Here is a 14,347-nt window from a genome sequence, read left to right as displayed (position 1 = left end):
AAGGCCGCCTGGTCACTGCGGCGGCTTCGATGGGGTGATGAAGACCCCTTCGGCGGTGACCGTGGTTCCGCGACTGTCACCGAGATGACCCACCGCGAAGGTCTTGACGCCCTCGATGCGATCGACGTGCGCCTCGGCGCGCAGCGGGCCCAGGGGGGTGCTCCGCACATAGCGCAGGGTGAGCGTGCCGGTGTAGGCCGGGCAGCCGGGCTTGTGGGCGGTGGCTCCGAGGACGTGGTCGAGGATCAGAGCGCACACCCCGCCGTGAACATGACCGGGCGGCCCTTCGTAGGCGGCGCCGAGGGTGAAGTCCGTCCACACCGCGCCATCGCCGTCGCGGTGAATGACGAGCGGGGGCGCGATGGCGTTGCGGGCGCCGATCACGACGTTCCCCGAGGCCACCGGTTGTCCGTCGGCCGAATGCCGCACACCGAACGAACCCGGCATGAGCGCTTGGCTCAATACCTCTAAGGCCGTGTCGATGTGACTCTTGGCCGCCGCAATCCCTTCGGCCCCCACCTCGGTGCGGATGGTTACGTCGATGAGTCGGCGGACGGATGCGGCCAACTGGCTGTACATCCGTCCGTCTTCACCCGCGTTCTCAGTCACCTTCGATCTCATGTCGTCTTCTGGGTGAGGCCCGCGTCGACGACGAGCTGGGCGCCGGTGATGTAGCGGGCTTGGTCGGACGCCAGGAATACCACGGCGTTGGCGACATCCACAGGCTGCACCCAGGGCACCGGAAGAAGGTTGCGCGCCTGGAGCACCTCGGCGGCGTCGGCTGCCGTGGGGTTGTCAAGATCCGGGCGTAGGCGCCGGAACGTCTGGTCGTTGAGCACCATAGGGGTTGCGACCGCTCCCGGGTGAACGGTGTTCACCCGGATGCCGCGCGGCCCAAGCTCGTTGGCAAGGGTACGGGCCAAGCCGATCACGGCGTGCTTGGTCGCGGTGTAGTGCGCGGTATTGCGCGTCGCCCGAAGTCCGTTGGTGGAACTGATGATCACGATGCAACCGCCCTGATCGCCGATGTGTGGCACGGCCGCCCTGACGGTGTGCCAGACGCCGGTGAGGTTGATGTCGAGCGTGCGGTGCCAATCCTTCGGGTCGATCTCCCACGTGGGTGCGCCCGGGAGGTGGATTCCGGCGTTGGCGATGACGACGTCCAACCGGCCCAGCTCGGCGACGGCGCCATCGATGGCGGCGGTCAGCGACGCGAGGTCGCTGACGTCGGCCGCACCGGTCGCGCAGCGACGATCCCGTTCGCGGAGTTCGGTTGCGAGAGAGCATAATTCATCAGCGACCGCCGGAGCGTCGAGCGCGATCACATCGGCACCCTCGTCGGCGAATCGCTGACAGTGCACCCGCCCCGTGCCGCGGGCGGCGCCGGTCACCAGCGCCACCTTGCCGAGCAGTCCCGTCATCGCGGCATCTTAACCAGATCGAAGCCCTTGTACCCGGCCTCCGCGACTTCGGCGCAGATATCGTTGTAGGTCGCGAACCCCCCGACGAACAACATGAAGCCCCTCGGCTTTCCCGGCACGTTGGCGCCCATGTACCAGGAGTCGGCCTTGGTGAACAGGGTGGCGTCGGCGCGCCTCGCGCATTCGGCGACCCAGCCGTCCACGGCGTCGCCGGTCGCTTCGATCGCCGCGTAACCGTGGCCGTCCAGGTAGGCGATGGCGTCGGCTATCCAATTCACCTGCGCCTCGGCGTGCAGCACCATGTTGGCCAGCACGGCGGGCGCACCCGGGCCCGAGACCGGGAAGAGGTTCGGGAATCCGTCGACGCCCAGCCCAAGGTACGTCCGTGGACCGTGCGCCCAGGCGTCACGCAGGCTTGCGCCGTGGCGGCCGACGATGTCGATCCTGCCCAGTGCTCCCGTCATCGCGTCGAAACCCGTTGCCAGCACGAGCATGTCGACGTCGTAGTGCGCGGCGGCGGTGTTGATCCCGCCGGCGTCTACGGATTCGATCGGGTTCTCGCGGACGTTGATGAGCGATACGTTGGGGCGATTGAACGTCTGGAAGTAGTTGCTGTCGGTGCAGATTCGCTTGGTGCCGATCGGATGATCGGTGGGGATGAGCAGTTCGGCCAGCGCCGGGTCGTCGATGATTGCCCGGATTTTCTCCTCGTAGAACTTGCGTGCCTCTTCGTTGGCCGCCGGATCGGTCATCTGATCGGGGAAGGTCTTGGAGAACAACACGCCACCCAGCTGCCATCGCGTTTCGAAGGCCGCACGACGCTCCTCCGGGCTGAACTCCATGGTCGGCTTTGATGCGGTGACGTGCGGTGAGCCGCCCCCGCTGCGCCAGGACAGGCGGCGCCGGTGCGCGTAGCCGGCCTTGATGTCGTCGAGTTCCTGTGCGGTGAGCGGGTTGTTGCCCGCCGGCACGCTGTAGTTGGGCGTGCGCTGAAACACGTAGAGGTGCGCCGCCCGCTCGGCGATGACCGGAATCGATTGAATACCAGACGATCCGGTGCCGACGACCGCCACCCGCTTACCTGCGAAGTCGACGGGTTCATGCGGCCAGGCGGCGGTGTGGTAGACCTCGCCGGCGAACGAATCGAGTCCGGGGAAGTCCGGTGTCAGTGCGGCCGACAGTGGGCCGGTTGCCATCACACAGAAACGTGCGGATAGTGCGTGCCCGCTGTCGGTAGTGACCGTCCAGCGCAGCGTCGTTTCGTCGAGCACGGCCGACGTCACGCGTGTGTTGAAGTCGATGTCGCGGCGGAGGTCGAGTTTGTCGGCGACCCAGTTCAAGTATTGGAGGATCTCTGCCTGGGTGGCGTATTTCTCCGTCCAGTTCCACTCTTGCTGCAGTTCGTCGGAGAAGGAGTAGCAGTAGTCGACGCTTTCGACGTCGCAGCGCGCGCCCGGGTAGCGGTTGTAGTACCAGGTGCCGCCGAGTTCGGGCGCCGCCTCCAGCACCCGCACCGCCAGCCCCTGCTCGCGCAATCTGTGCAGTGCGTAGAGGCCGGCGAACCCGGCTCCGACGACGACCACGTCGAGGGACTGCTCGTGGGTTCTGCTCACGTGCACAGACGGTAGAGACGACCGCGCCGGCTGGTCAGCCGCCCTCCCGGTCACCGGACGCTCCGGTCGCGGCGGAATCGACGCTTTTGCGTCCGCTCATCGGGAAGGCCTTTGGGTCCGGCACGAACTGCGGTAGACCATTACTGAGCCCCCACACGTAAGGACACCAACATGAGCGAACGGGTACTCGACCGGGTAGTGGCGATGGCCGACCAGCTGCGCGACCAGGCCGCCGAAGCCGAACGGATCGGCCGCCTCACCGACGACACCGTCAAGCTCATGAAGGCGGCGGGGCTCATCCGGCTGCTGCAGACCAAGCAATACCAAGGGTTCGAGGTCCACCCCCGCGAGTTCGCCGAGACGACGATGGCCACCGCCGCGCTCGACCCGGCCGCCGGCTGGATCGTCGGCGTGGTGGGGGTGCACCCCTATCAGTTGGCTTACGCGGATCCCAGAGTCGCCGCCGAAATCTGGGCCGACGACGTCGACACGTGGATGGCCTCCCCCTACGCCCCCCAGGGCGTGGCCAAGCCGGTCGACGGCGGTTACATCTTCAACGGACGCTGGCAGTTCAGCTCGGGCACCGACCACTGCGACTGGATCATCCTGGGCGCGATGCTGGGCGACGACAAGGGCATTCCGCTCATGCCGCCGCAGATGCTGCACATGATCCTCCCGCGCAAGGACTACGAGATCGTCGAGGACTCGTGGAACGTGGTGGGGCTGCGCGGAACAGGCTCCAAGGACGTCATCGTCAAGGACGCGTTCGTCCCGTCCTACCGGACGATGGATGCGACGAAGGTGATGGACGGCACCGCCCAGCGCGAGGCCGGAATGACCGAACCGCTGTACCTGATGCCGTGGTCGACCATGTTCCCGCTGGGCATCTCCGCGGCGACCATCGGCATCGCCGAAGGGGCCCTGGCCGCGCACCTCGACTACCAGCGCGAGCGCGTCGGCGCCACCGGAACCGCGATCAAGGACGACCCCTACGTCATGTTCGCCATCGGGGAGGCGGCCGCCGACATCAACGCCGCCCGCCAGGAGCTGCTGGCCAACGCAGACCGCATCTACGACATGGTCGCCGCCGGCAAGGAGGTGTCCTTCGCCGACCGCGCAGCCGGCCGGCGCACCCAGGTCCGCGCGGTGTGGCGCGCGGTGGCGGCGGTCGACGAGATCTTCGCCCGCTCGGGCGGCAACGCGGCCCGCATGGACAAGCCGCTGCAACGGTATTGGCGCGACGTGCATGTCGGCCAACTGCACGCCATCCACATGCCGGGCACGACGTATCACGCGTCGGCGTTGAGTTCGCTGGGCATCGATCCGCCCGAGGGTCCGCTGCGTGCCCTGATCTAGGAGTGGTGATGGGTGACCTGAAAAGCCTTGGCTACATCGCGATTTCGACCAGCGAAATCGAGCGCTGGCGGCACTTCGCGTTCGGCGTCCTCGGCTTCGCGGAAGGTAAGGGCCCCGACCCGTCGGCGATCTACCTGCGGATGGACGAGCGCGCCGCCCGGATCGTGGTCGTGCCCGGCGAGGTGGACAGGTTGCGCACCATAGGCTGGGAGGTACGCGACCACGCCGCGCTGCAACGGGTCATGGCGACCCTCGACGCGGCCGGCGTGGCGGTCAAGCAACTGTCGCCCGACGAGGCCGAGGCACGACGGGTCGAAGAGGTGATCGCCTTCGACGACCCGGCGGGCCATTCGCTCGAGGTGTTCCACGGCGCGGTCCTTGACCACAGCCCGGTGATCACCCCGTTCGGCGCGCGATTCGTCACCGGCGATCAAGGCCTGGGCCACGTCGTGCTGCCGGCCATCGACCCGGGCGGGCTCTTCGACTTCTATACCGAGGTGTTGGGTTTCCGCTCCCGCGGCGCGTTCCGGGTGCCGCTGCCGAAAGAATTCGGCCCCGTGCGCGTGCGATTCCTCGGCATCAACGAGCGCCACCACAGCCTGGCGATCTGCCCGGCCGGCCATTTGCGCGACCCCCGTGTCGTCCACATCATGGTGGAGGTCGACACCCTCGATGCCGTGGGCCAGGCGCTGGACCGGATCAACGCCGAGGGAATCCAGTTGTCGTCCACCCTCGGCCGGCACACCAACGACAAGATGGTGTCGTTCTACGTCCGCGCCCCCGGTGACTGGGACATCGAGTTCGGCACCGACGGCATGCGGGTCGACGAAACCTATTACACCGCAGAAGAAATCACCGCGGACAGCTACTGGGGCCACCAGTGGGTCGGTGAGATGCCCGCGGCCATGCGCCTGTGACGATCGACCGGGACGTCACGCCCGTCCAAGCCGCGTCGGTCGCCTCGTGGGACGACGAGGCCGACGTCGTCATCGCGGGCTACGGGGTGGCCGGCGCCGCCGCGGCGGTCGAAGCGGCCCGCTCCGGTGCCGACGTGCTCGTGTTGGAACGCACCGGATCCTGGGGCGGTGCCGCAGCGATGGCGGGCGGGTTCATTTACCTCGGCGGGGGCACTCCCCTGCAAAAGGCCTGCGGCTTCACCGATTCCGTCGACAACATGGCGGCGTTCCTCAATGTCGCGATGGGACCCGGTGCCGACCCCCAGCGGGTCGCCGACTACTGCGCGGGAAGCGTCGCACACTTCGACTGGCTCGTCGGCTGCGGAGTCCCGTTCAAAGCCGAGTTCTTTTCCGAACCGGGTTGGGAACCGATGGGCGACCAGGGCCTGATGTACAGCGGCGGCGAAAACGCCTACCCCTTCAACACCATCGCCTCCCCCGCCCCGCGCGGACACGTCCCGCAGATGTCGAACAAGAAGCAGGGCGAGGCCAGCGCCGGCTACATGCTGATGAAGCCGCTCGTGGAGACGGCCACCGCTGCCGGCGCGCGGGCGATCTACGACGTGCGGGTGCAGCGCCTGATCGTCGAAGCCGACGGCCGGGTGGTCGGGGTTCGCGGGCGCCGCTACGGCACCGAGATTTCAGTCCGGGCTCGGCGCGGGGTGGTCCTGGCCATGGGCAGCTTCGCCTACAACGACGCCATGGTGGCACGCTATGCCCCCCGGATCGCCGGCCGCCCGGCCGCATCCATCGAGCAGCACGACGGGCAGGCGATCCGGATGGCCCAGGCCCTCGGCGCCGACTTGGCGCACATGGACGCCACCGAGGTCGCGATCTTCATCGACCCGCAGCAGCTCGTGCGCGGCATCCTGGTGAACGGCCGCGGTCAGCGGTACGTCCCGGAGGACACCTACCCGGGCCGCATCGGGCAGCTCACGCTCTACCAGCAGGACAACGTCGCCTACCTGATCATCGACGACGACGCCCAGCAGGAGGCGATGGCGTCTTGGTCGCCGAAGTTCATGCGCCGGCCGGCGACCTGGGTGGCCGACACCGTCGCCGAGCTGGAACGTGACATGGGCCTGGCGGCCGGTTGCCTGCAGGCGACCGTGGCCGCCTAAAACGAAGCCGCCGCGCGCGGCGAGGATCCGCTGCTGCACAAGAAGCCCGAGTGGGTGAAGCCGATCGGATCACCGGTAGGCGCCGTCGACCTGCGGGAAAACACCGGCGGTTTCACGTTGGGCGGGCTGGCCACCACCCTGGATGCCGAGGTGCTGCACGTCAGCGGCGAGCCCATCCCCGGCCTCTTCGCGGCGGGCCGCTGCACCGCCGGCCTGGCCGCCTGGGGCTACGCCAGCGGCGTCTCGCTCGGTGACGGCAGCTTCTACGGCCGGCGCGCGGGCCGCTCCGCCGCCAACGGTTGAGCCCACCGCCCCCTCGTCTTCGCCCCAACAACACCGCCGCCAGACGCGGGTCCGTGATGCGTGACAACCGCCGCGCCGGTGTGCTAGGAATATATTCCTATTAGGAATATATCGGTCAGGCACACTTGGAGAATCGATGTCAGGTATCGCTGAACCCGCCACGCCCACGGCCGTCATCGACCGCATCTCGCTGGTTCTCGACGCGTTCGAGGGTCCGGGCCGGCTGACGCTGGCGCAGATCGTCCGGCGTACCGGCCTGCCCCGCTCGTCCGCGCATCGGATGCTCGAACGCCTGGTACAGCTGCGCTGGTTGCGCCGCAGCGGCCGTGACTACGAGCTGGGCATGCGCCTCGTCGAGCTCGGTTCTCTGGCGGTGCATCAGGACCGCCTGGTGCGGGCGGCCGGCCCGCTGCTCGGTCAATTGCACCGAGCCACCGGGCTTGTCGTGCACCTCGCGGTGCTGGACGGACCGGACGTCGTGTACCTGGACAAGATCGGCGACCAGAGGATTCCCACCCGGGTCGGCGGCCGCCAGCCCGCGCATTGCACCGCGGTCGGCAAGGCCATCCTCGCCTACCGCGACGAGAATGCCGAGCTGGATCTGCAGGTCCGCAAGACGAAATACTCGATCTCCACCGGCACCCAGTTGGCCGTCGAGCTGGCGAAGGTGCGCGCGCACGGCGTCGCCTTCGAGCGCGAGGAGTCGCTCCTCGGATTCGGTTGCGTCGCAGCGCCGATCGGGGGGCCGGGCGAGGCGGTGGCCGCGGTGTCGGTGTGCGGTCCGATGAACCGGATGATGTTCGACCAGCGATTGACCTCGCCGGTGCGGATGACCGCGATGGGCATCTGGCGCAACGTCGACGACGGCCCGCAATGTGTCGCGCCGACCCTGCAGCGGCTGCGCCCGTTGCGTCCGGCGCGGCCTTCCCTGCAATACGCCTGAGGCGGTTGGGATGGCCGATGGCCCCGTCTTCGTCATCGACAGGGTGGTGACGCGGCCGGGATGTGCGCGGCGGTTCGTCGACGCCTACCTTGTCGAGTACGCCCCGGGCGCACGCGAACGCGGCATGACGTTGCGCGATGTGTTGGTCAGCCCGCCCATCTGGTTCGACGACGAGGTCAACACCGTCACCATCACCTGGACGCTGCCGGACGTCCGGGCGTGGTGGGAGATGACCTGGAAGGGCAGACCGGACCCGGCACTGGCCCAGTGGTGGTCGCGGATCGGCGAACTCGTGCAGGAGCGGTCGCGTTCCTTCGCGGCGAGCGCCGGTGACGTCGACGATCTCTGCGATGTATAGCGTCACGAGGTTGCTCGACATCGTCGAGGACGATCGCGGCCGACTGCTCGACGAGCTGCGCACCGCCGCGACGGCCAGCGGAGCTCTGCGCTGGGTGGTGGCGCCGACGCTGCCGGGCGCGCGCAACGGCGGTGACGTCCTGGTGCACCTGCGGTTCGACACGCCTGCCCAATGGGACTGTGCGGCAACGACGTTCGATGCCGCTGTGGCCGACCCGGCGGTTACCCGCGTCAACGGCGCGAACTACGCGGGTCGGCCCGTCGGATCCGGCGGGCCGAGAGGCACGGTGTACCGGACGCTGTTGCTCCGCGTTGCACCCGAGACCGCGCCGGCCACCGTCGCCCGCTTCGAGCACGAACTGTCGTCGATGGCGCGCTTTGTCCCGTCCATCCGCGCCTGGCAACTGAGCCGGGTGTCCGAGGGCGTCGGCACCTGCGCCTGGACCCACGTGTTCGAGCAAGAGTTCTCCGACGTCGAGGGGCTGATGGGCCCGTATCTCATGCACCCGATCCACTGGGCCGTCGTGGACCGCTGGTTCGACCCGGAGTGTCCCGACGTCATCATCCGCGACCGCGTCTGCCACAGCTTCTGCGCCTGCCACGACCCGGTTCTCGACTGAGGACGAGAGTCGTGGACGCGGCGCCCTAAACCCCCGCGGCCCGGATATTCGGGTTCGCCGTCGGCGGTGGCGGCAACGGCGGCAACACCGCGGTTCCATCCAGGCTGTGCACAGGCAATTGCTGCGCCCACGGAAAGTGCAGGCTGAACGCGACGAGTCCGGTGCGCTCGGCGGCGGGCAGGTGACACATCGCCAGCACCGTTTCGGCGAGGTACTCCACCGGCTCGGTCGGGAAACCATTCGGAATGAGCGGGGACGCGCCAGGCGTGCGAACGGCCGTCGATGGGCCTACGCAGTTCACCGCGATGTTGGCATCGAGCAATTCCGCGGCGACGCCTTGGGTGAAGCGATGCAGCGCGGCCTTGCATGATGCGTAGATCACGTCGCCGGCGGTCTTGTTGTAGTCGCGGTAGGGCCGCACCGGGGCGACGCCGGTCACCGAGCCGATGTTGACGATCCAGCCCGCTCCCTGCTTGCGCATCTGCGCCCCGGCCGCTTTCGTCAAGACGAACGGCGTGCGCAGGTAGTGCTCCACCGTGCGATCGAACGTCTCCAGGCTCATGTCCTCCACCACGGAGTAGTCCGCGAAACCCGCGTTGTTGACAAGGATGTCGATGCGGCCGGTGCGATCGAGCACCGCGTCGATCAGTCCGTCGCGCTGCGCGGCGTCTTCGAGATCGGCCGCGATGGCGAATGCCTTGCCGCCGGCGGCCTCGATCAACCCGACCGTCTCGCCGACGGTGCCGGGAAGCGTGCTGGCCGCGCCGGCGCGGACGGACGCCGACGCGGCGTGCGAGCGGGCCGTAACCGCCACGGTGGCGCCTTCCGCAGCCAACCGCCGGGCGATCGCGCGGCCGATGCCGCGGCTGCTGCCGGTGACCAAAGCCGTCCGCCCGGAGAGCAACTCGCTCATCGCAACTCGAAATCGGCCTCAACCGGTGCGCGGTGGTCACGCCATACGTCGAGCAATTTATATGGGAAGGCCGTCACGATCCGTCCGCCGCCCGAACGGTAGTAGGTGTGCGCGGAGGGGGTGTGGCACCACACCGTGCCCTGCATCGTCGCGTCGATGTGGGCCACGTAGTCGTCGTACGCCCGTTGTGTGACCTCGAGGACCGAGGCCTTCCGCAGTGCCATCAGCTGCAGGCATTCCATGACGTAATGCACCATCACCTCGACGCCGAAATTGTGGCCCGCGCCGTGCCCCGGGCTGTAATTGGGCGCCGACGATATGAACAGGTTGGGGAACCCGGGGACGGTCCCACCGCGATAGGCCCGCGGTCGGTTCCCCCACTCGTCGGCCAGCTTCTTGCCGCCTCGCCCCCGAATGTCCATGGTGGCAAGGAAATCCAGATGGTAACCGGTGGCGTAGATGATGACGTCCAGGTCGATCTGCCGGCCGCCGGATGTCACGATGCCCGCGGCGTTGACTCGGGCCGGCTCACTCGCTTCGACGTCGACGTGCTCGCGGGCCAGCGCCGCATAGTATCCGCCGGGATCACGGATGATCCGCTTGCCGTACGGCGCGAAGTCCGGCGTCACCTTCCGCGCCAGTTCGCTGCCGGCGCCGAAGACGTCGTCGATGTACTTCAGGCACATCTGCAGCAGCGCGTCGTTGGCCGGCGATATCGACAGATGGTCACGCGCCCATTCGGCGTCGTAGAGGATCACGGGATAGTTGTTGTCGGCGGTTCCCCAGTAGGATTTGAGCCGGATCCAATTGGCGTAGAACGGTAACCGGGTTCCCAGCCATCGCTGGTAGTCGGGCACATCATCGGTCAGCCGCCGCCGCGGCGCCACCCAGTGTGGCTGACGCTGGAACACCGTCAGGTGCGAAACCTGGTCGACGCACGCGTCGACGATCTGCACCGCTGTGCACCCCGCACCGATGATGGCAACCCGCTTGCCGGTCAGATCCAGCCCGGGATCCCATTGCGCCGAATGGATTTCGATTCCAGCGAATGTCCCTCGCCCCGGCAGGTCCGGCCAGCGTGGCCGGTTGAGGTAGCCCGCGGCGGGGATCACCACGTTGGCGTAGCTGATCTCACGGGCACCGCCGGGGCCCCGCGAACGGATCACCCACTGATGACGCTCGTCGTCCCACCACAGGGCCTCGACCTCAGTACCGAACCGGGTGCGTTGCCGCAGTTCGTATTTGTCGGCCACCGACACGAGGTAGGACTGATACTCCGGCCCCATCGGGTAATAACTTGACCAGTCGCCGTTGATGTCGCGCGACAACGAGTAATACGCCGAGGGGGTGTCCACACCGATTCCGGGATAGGTGGTCGTGTACCAGGTTCCGCCGACCTCGTCGTTTCGGTCGAAGATCTCGTAGTCGACGCCGGCGGCGGCCAATTCCAACGCGGCGGTCAATCCCGCGATACCGGCGCCGATGATCGCCACCCGGAAGTCCTCGGGGAGCTTCGCGGTGCGAGGCAGTACCGGCTGCGGCGGCTGAAATCCGCCCTGCTCCAACAGCAGCGGGATGTACCCGGGGTCGATCGTTCCGCCGAGCGCGACCGGCGCGATGCGCCCGAACAGGTCCGGGTCGTCCGCGCGGACGGCGTGGAGTGACCGGGGTGTCTGCAACGCGCTCACCACCGCCTCGACGATGGCCGCCCTCGTCTCCGGATCGGTGGTGCCCGCCTGCTCCGGCGGGTCGGGCACGTGGGTGATCTTCGGCGAGTAGCGGTCGACCACCCCGGCGTCACCGGTGAGTTGCGCCAGCACCGCGACGAGCACGCCGGGGTCGGCCCGAACCAAGTTGGCCCGCAGTTCGTCCCGATCCGCGCCCATCCGGCCGGGGCGGTCGGCCCTCGCGGTCGCGCCTGTGCTCATGGCGCCGAGTATCGCCGCGGCCCAGCGCTATCGCGCAGCCCTTGTCTACTCAGCGGGACACCGGCGACAAGCTCTTGGAACGCGTGGGGTGCAAGATACGGTGATGGCGTTCTCGCGGCTGGTGCCCCCTACCCCGATCGACCCGTTGTCGACGCTGGGCCTTCGCGACGAGGTGCGGCAGTTCCTCGACGACCAGCGGGCGGCCGGGGCGTTCACCCCGTCGGTGGACGCCTGGCTGTCGGGATGGGACGAGAACTTCACCGCCGCGCTCGCGGCGCGGGGCTGGTTGGGAATGACGGTGCCCGCCGAGTATGGCGGCCACGGGCGTTCGTTCCTGGAGCGGTTCGCCGTCACCGAGGAACTGCTCGCCGCCGGCGCCCCCGTCGCCGCGCACTGGATCGCCGACCGGCAGATCGTGCCGTCGTTGCTGAAATACGGCACAGAGTCCCAAAAGCAGACTTTCCTGCCGCGGATCGTGCGCGGCGAGTGCTACTTCGCGATCGGCATGAGCGAACCGGAGTCCGGGTCCGACCTGGCCAGCGTGCGCACCAAGGCGCTGCGCGTCGACGATGGCTGGTCGCTGACCGGCACCAAGCTTTGGACGTCGGGCGCACACCTCGCGCACGCGTTCATCGTGCTCGCCCGCACAGCTCCACTGGATCCAGAACACCGGCATGCCGGATTGAGCCAATTCATCGTCGACCTGCGGGGGCCCGGCGTCGACGTGCGCCCGATCGTCTCGATGAACGGCGCCCACCACTTCAACGAGGTGATACTCGATGAGGTGTTCGTCCCCGACGACATGGTGTTCGGCGAGATCGGGGACGGCTGGCGCCAGGTGACTTCCGAGCTGAGCTTCGAGCGCAGCGGACCCGAGCGGTACCTGTCGACCTTCGTCCTGCTGGCCGCCTGCGCCGACCGGATGGCCGCGAATGCCATTCCCCGCAATGCGGATCTGGGAATGCTCGTCGCGCGTATCACCGGTCTGCACCACATGTCCACCGCGGTGGCCGGCGCGTTGGAACGGCGCGAACCGGCCGACGTCCCCGCCGCCCTGGTCAAGGTGCTCGGCACCATCGCCGAGGGGGACATTGCCGAGTTCGCCGACCTGCAGGACTCCCCCGATCGGATCTTCGAGGACTTGGTGCGTGCCGCCGTGGACCAGCGGCCGGGGTTCACCCTGCGCGGCGGCACCAACGAGGTGCTTCGCGGAGTCATCGCCCGCGGATTGGGGCTGCGGTGAGCGGCCGGCCGTCCGTCGACGAAGCCCTTTCCGACATGATGGGTGCCGTCTTTGCCGGTCACCGCGAAAAGCTCTCGGGCGCAACGATCGTCGATCGGCGCTCCGACCTGTGGCGGCAGCTCGCTGAGCTGGGTCTGCTGCGCCTCACCGGTGCGGTCGAGCACGGCGGCAGCGGGGCCGGGTGGTACGAGGCGGCCGAACTCCTGCAGGCGGCGGTGCGCAGCGGTGTCCGGATCCCGCTGGCGGAGCACGACTTGCTGGCCTGCTGGCTTCTGGAGGCCAGCGGGTCGGCCGTGGACGGCGCGGCGCGGACGGTCTGCGTGGTCGACACGCACGGCGTCGCGACGGACGTGCCGTGGGCGAGCACGGCCGAACGGGTGGTGGTCGTATGGCGCGCCGACGGGCAATATCACGTCGCCGACATCGCACCCGAAAGGCTCACCATCACCCCCGGCGTCAATGTGATCGGTGAACCGCGCGACACCGTGGCTGCGGAGCTCGCGGGCTTGGAGGGCACGCCCATCGGCCCGACCCTGTTGCGCCAGCTGCGGCTGAAGTCAGGGTTGGTGCGGGCGATCCAGGTGTGCGCCGCCCTGGACGAGACACTGCGACTCTGCATCGAGCACGTCACCTCACGAACCCAGTTCGGGCGCCCGCTGTCGAAATTCCAAGGGGTTCAGCACCTGGTCTCCGACGTTGCCGCCGAGGCCGCGCTCGCCAGGGCCGCAACCGAGGCGGCGTTGACGGCCGGCGTCACGACACAGTGGTCGAGCCCGACGCTGGAATTCCTCGTGGCGGCCGCGCGTTCGTGTGCGGGCCACGCGACATCCGTCGTGGTGAGGAACGCCCACCAAGTGCACGGCGCCATCGGCACCACCCGTGAGCACCGCCTGCATGAATTCACCCGGGCCGCGCTCGCGTGGCGATCGGAGTTCGGTTCGATGCGTCACTGGGACGACGTCGTCACCGACACCGCAATGCAGGCGAGCGCCGGGGGCCTGTGGGGCCTGATCACCGAGTGACACGGACGGTGTTCCACTGATCGGGCGGTCGCGGTGCCGCCGCGCCCACGGTGGGGTTTCATTCGATGCCATGAGCAACGAGATCTCCCTGCCCGAGCTGCAGGAGTTCATCGGCGGGTTCTGGTTTCACTACGACGAGGCGCATTACGACGAGCTGGCGGTGAGATACGCCGACGACGTGCGCTACGTGACCAGAAGCGATTCGGGCGCAAGCCCTTTCGAGGAACTGATGTCGCCCGAACTCATCGGCCGCGACGCGGTCATGGACTGGCTGTCCGAGCACCGCAAGCAGAGCCCGTACCCGCTGCGCCACCACGCCACCAACATCCACCGCACCGGCGTCGAGGGTGATGTCACCCGCGCGCGGTTCTACATCCTCGTCAACCAGATCGCCAACTTCGTGCCGTTCGCGGTGTCCAGCGGGGTCGTCAACGTCGGCGTCCGGCGCGGCGCGGATGGGCTGGAATTCACCGAGATGGACGTCGTCCTGGATGCGACGAACTCGGTCCTGCTGTCGGAGCTGACCGCCGACAGCGCCGCCGGTTCCTGAC

At 68.2% G+C, this 14,347-nt stretch carries 13 protein-coding genes and 1 pseudogene; 9 read left to right on the top strand and 5 right to left on the bottom strand.

Annotated features, from left to right (window positions below):
- Nucleotides 1-12 precede the first annotated feature (12 nt).
- The 3 genes from GPY60_RS06860 to GPY60_RS06850 are packed head-to-tail and all read right to left on the bottom strand — an operon-like array spanning nucleotide 13 to nucleotide 3,034.
- Complete coding sequence (locus GPY60_RS06860) at nucleotides 13-621, bottom strand: PaaI family thioesterase (RefSeq protein WP_156686891.1); 609 nt, start codon at nucleotides 619-621, stop codon at nucleotides 13-15.
- Nucleotides 618-1,421 carry a mycofactocin-coupled SDR family oxidoreductase gene (locus tag GPY60_RS06855; RefSeq protein ID WP_156686890.1) on the bottom strand — a complete coding sequence of 268 codons (804 nt, stop codon included), beginning with the start codon at nucleotides 1,419-1,421 and terminating at the stop codon, nucleotides 618-620. Before GPY60_RS06855 ends, GPY60_RS06860 begins: the two co-directional genes overlap by 4 nt.
- Nucleotides 1,418-3,034 (bottom strand): flavin-containing monooxygenase, encoded by a 1,617-nt coding sequence (locus GPY60_RS06850; protein ID WP_156686889.1) that lies wholly within the window; start codon nucleotides 3,032-3,034, stop codon nucleotides 1,418-1,420. Before GPY60_RS06850 ends, GPY60_RS06855 begins: the two co-directional genes overlap by 4 nt.
- Nucleotides 3,035-3,205: 171 nt before the next feature.
- Here GPY60_RS06850 and GPY60_RS06845 point away from each other — a divergent pair, with 171 nt between their 5' ends.
- From GPY60_RS06845 to GPY60_RS06820, 6 genes and pseudogenes are all read left to right on the top strand, one after another.
- On the top strand, nucleotides 3,206-4,390 hold the full coding sequence (locus GPY60_RS06845) for an acyl-CoA dehydrogenase family protein (RefSeq protein ID WP_156686888.1): 1,185 nt from the start codon (nucleotides 3,206-3,208) through the stop codon (nucleotides 4,388-4,390).
- Nucleotides 4,391-4,398: 8 nt separating this feature from the next.
- On the top strand, nucleotides 4,399-5,307 hold the full coding sequence (gene bphC, locus GPY60_RS06840; protein WP_156686887.1) for a biphenyl-2,3-diol 1,2-dioxygenase: 909 nt from the start codon (nucleotides 4,399-4,401) through the stop codon (nucleotides 5,305-5,307).
- Nucleotides 5,304-6,770: pseudogene (locus tag GPY60_RS06835) on the top strand (FAD-dependent oxidoreductase). The gene bphC and the pseudogene GPY60_RS06835 overlap by 4 nt, the downstream one beginning before the upstream one ends.
- Before the next feature lie 145 nt (nucleotides 6,771-6,915).
- Complete coding sequence (locus tag GPY60_RS06830; RefSeq protein WP_156686985.1) at nucleotides 6,916-7,713, top strand: IclR family transcriptional regulator; 798 nt, start codon at nucleotides 6,916-6,918, stop codon at nucleotides 7,711-7,713.
- 10 nt (nucleotides 7,714-7,723) lie between these two features.
- Complete coding sequence (locus GPY60_RS06825; RefSeq protein WP_156686886.1) at nucleotides 7,724-8,071, top strand: hypothetical protein; 348 nt, start codon at nucleotides 7,724-7,726, stop codon at nucleotides 8,069-8,071.
- A complete protein-coding gene (locus tag GPY60_RS06820) occupies nucleotides 8,064-8,690 on the top strand; it encodes a Dabb family protein (protein WP_156686885.1) in 627 nt (208 codons plus the stop codon). The genes GPY60_RS06825 and GPY60_RS06820 overlap by 8 nt, the downstream gene beginning before the upstream one ends.
- Nucleotides 8,691-8,715: 25 nt before the next feature.
- On the opposite strand, the gene GPY60_RS06815 is transcribed toward GPY60_RS06820, so the two are convergent.
- On the bottom strand, nucleotides 8,716-9,603 hold the full coding sequence (locus tag GPY60_RS06815) for an SDR family NAD(P)-dependent oxidoreductase (protein ID WP_156686884.1): 888 nt from the start codon (nucleotides 9,601-9,603) through the stop codon (nucleotides 8,716-8,718).
- Nucleotides 9,600-11,531 (bottom strand): flavin-containing monooxygenase, encoded by a 1,932-nt coding sequence (locus GPY60_RS06810; protein WP_156686883.1) that lies wholly within the window; start codon nucleotides 11,529-11,531, stop codon nucleotides 9,600-9,602. The genes GPY60_RS06815 and GPY60_RS06810 overlap by 4 nt, the downstream gene beginning before the upstream one ends.
- 103 nt (nucleotides 11,532-11,634) lie before the next feature.
- Between GPY60_RS06810 and GPY60_RS06805 the strand changes: the two genes are divergently transcribed.
- The 3 genes from GPY60_RS06805 (at nucleotide 11,635) to GPY60_RS06795 (ending at nucleotide 14,346) form a co-directional block, all read left to right on the top strand.
- On the top strand, nucleotides 11,635-12,774 hold the full coding sequence (locus GPY60_RS06805) for an acyl-CoA dehydrogenase family protein (protein ID WP_156686882.1): 1,140 nt from the start codon (nucleotides 11,635-11,637) through the stop codon (nucleotides 12,772-12,774).
- On the top strand, nucleotides 12,771-13,796 hold the full coding sequence (locus tag GPY60_RS06800) for an acyl-CoA dehydrogenase family protein (RefSeq protein ID WP_156686881.1): 1,026 nt from the start codon (nucleotides 12,771-12,773) through the stop codon (nucleotides 13,794-13,796). Before GPY60_RS06805 ends, GPY60_RS06800 begins: the two co-directional genes overlap by 4 nt.
- A gap of 70 nt (nucleotides 13,797-13,866) precedes the next feature.
- A complete protein-coding gene (locus GPY60_RS06795) occupies nucleotides 13,867-14,346 on the top strand; it encodes a nuclear transport factor 2 family protein (RefSeq protein WP_156686880.1) in 480 nt (159 codons plus the stop codon).
- The last annotated feature ends 1 nt before the right edge of the window (nucleotide 14,347 follow it).

Source organism: Mycobacterium sp. Marseille-P9652, from assembly GCF_902652685.1.
GTDB lineage: Bacteria > Actinomycetota > Actinomycetes > Mycobacteriales > Mycobacteriaceae > Mycobacterium.
Note: the sequence above shows the minus strand (reverse complement) of the source record. Positions and strands in the feature narration are given on the sequence as shown.

Excerpts from the sequence above, each read along its gene's own strand:
- GPY60_RS06815 (WP_156686884.1), bottom strand. The coding sequence starts at position 9,603 with ATGAGCGAGTTGCTCTCCGGGCGGACGGCTTTGGTCACCGGCAGCAGC.
- GPY60_RS06825 (WP_156686886.1), top strand. The coding sequence starts at position 7,724 with ATGGCCGATGGCCCCGTCTTCGTCATCGACAGGGTGGTGACGCGGCCG.
- GPY60_RS06860 (WP_156686891.1), bottom strand. The coding sequence starts at position 621 with ATGAGATCGAAGGTGACTGAGAACGCGGGTGAAGACGGACGGATGTAC.
- GPY60_RS06855 (WP_156686890.1), bottom strand. The coding sequence starts at position 1,421 with ATGACGGGACTGCTCGGCAAGGTGGCGCTGGTGACCGGCGCCGCCCGC.
- GPY60_RS06820 (WP_156686885.1), top strand. The coding sequence starts at position 8,064 with ATGTATAGCGTCACGAGGTTGCTCGACATCGTCGAGGACGATCGCGGC.
- GPY60_RS06805 (WP_156686882.1), top strand. The coding sequence starts at position 11,635 with ATGGCGTTCTCGCGGCTGGTGCCCCCTACCCCGATCGACCCGTTGTCG.
- bphC (WP_156686887.1), top strand. The coding sequence starts at position 4,399 with ATGGGTGACCTGAAAAGCCTTGGCTACATCGCGATTTCGACCAGCGAA.
- GPY60_RS06795 (WP_156686880.1), top strand. The coding sequence starts at position 13,867 with ATGAGCAACGAGATCTCCCTGCCCGAGCTGCAGGAGTTCATCGGCGGG.
- GPY60_RS06810 (WP_156686883.1), bottom strand. The coding sequence starts at position 11,531 with ATGAGCACAGGCGCGACCGCGAGGGCCGACCGCCCCGGCCGGATGGGC.
- GPY60_RS06845 (WP_156686888.1), top strand. The coding sequence starts at position 3,206 with ATGAGCGAACGGGTACTCGACCGGGTAGTGGCGATGGCCGACCAGCTG.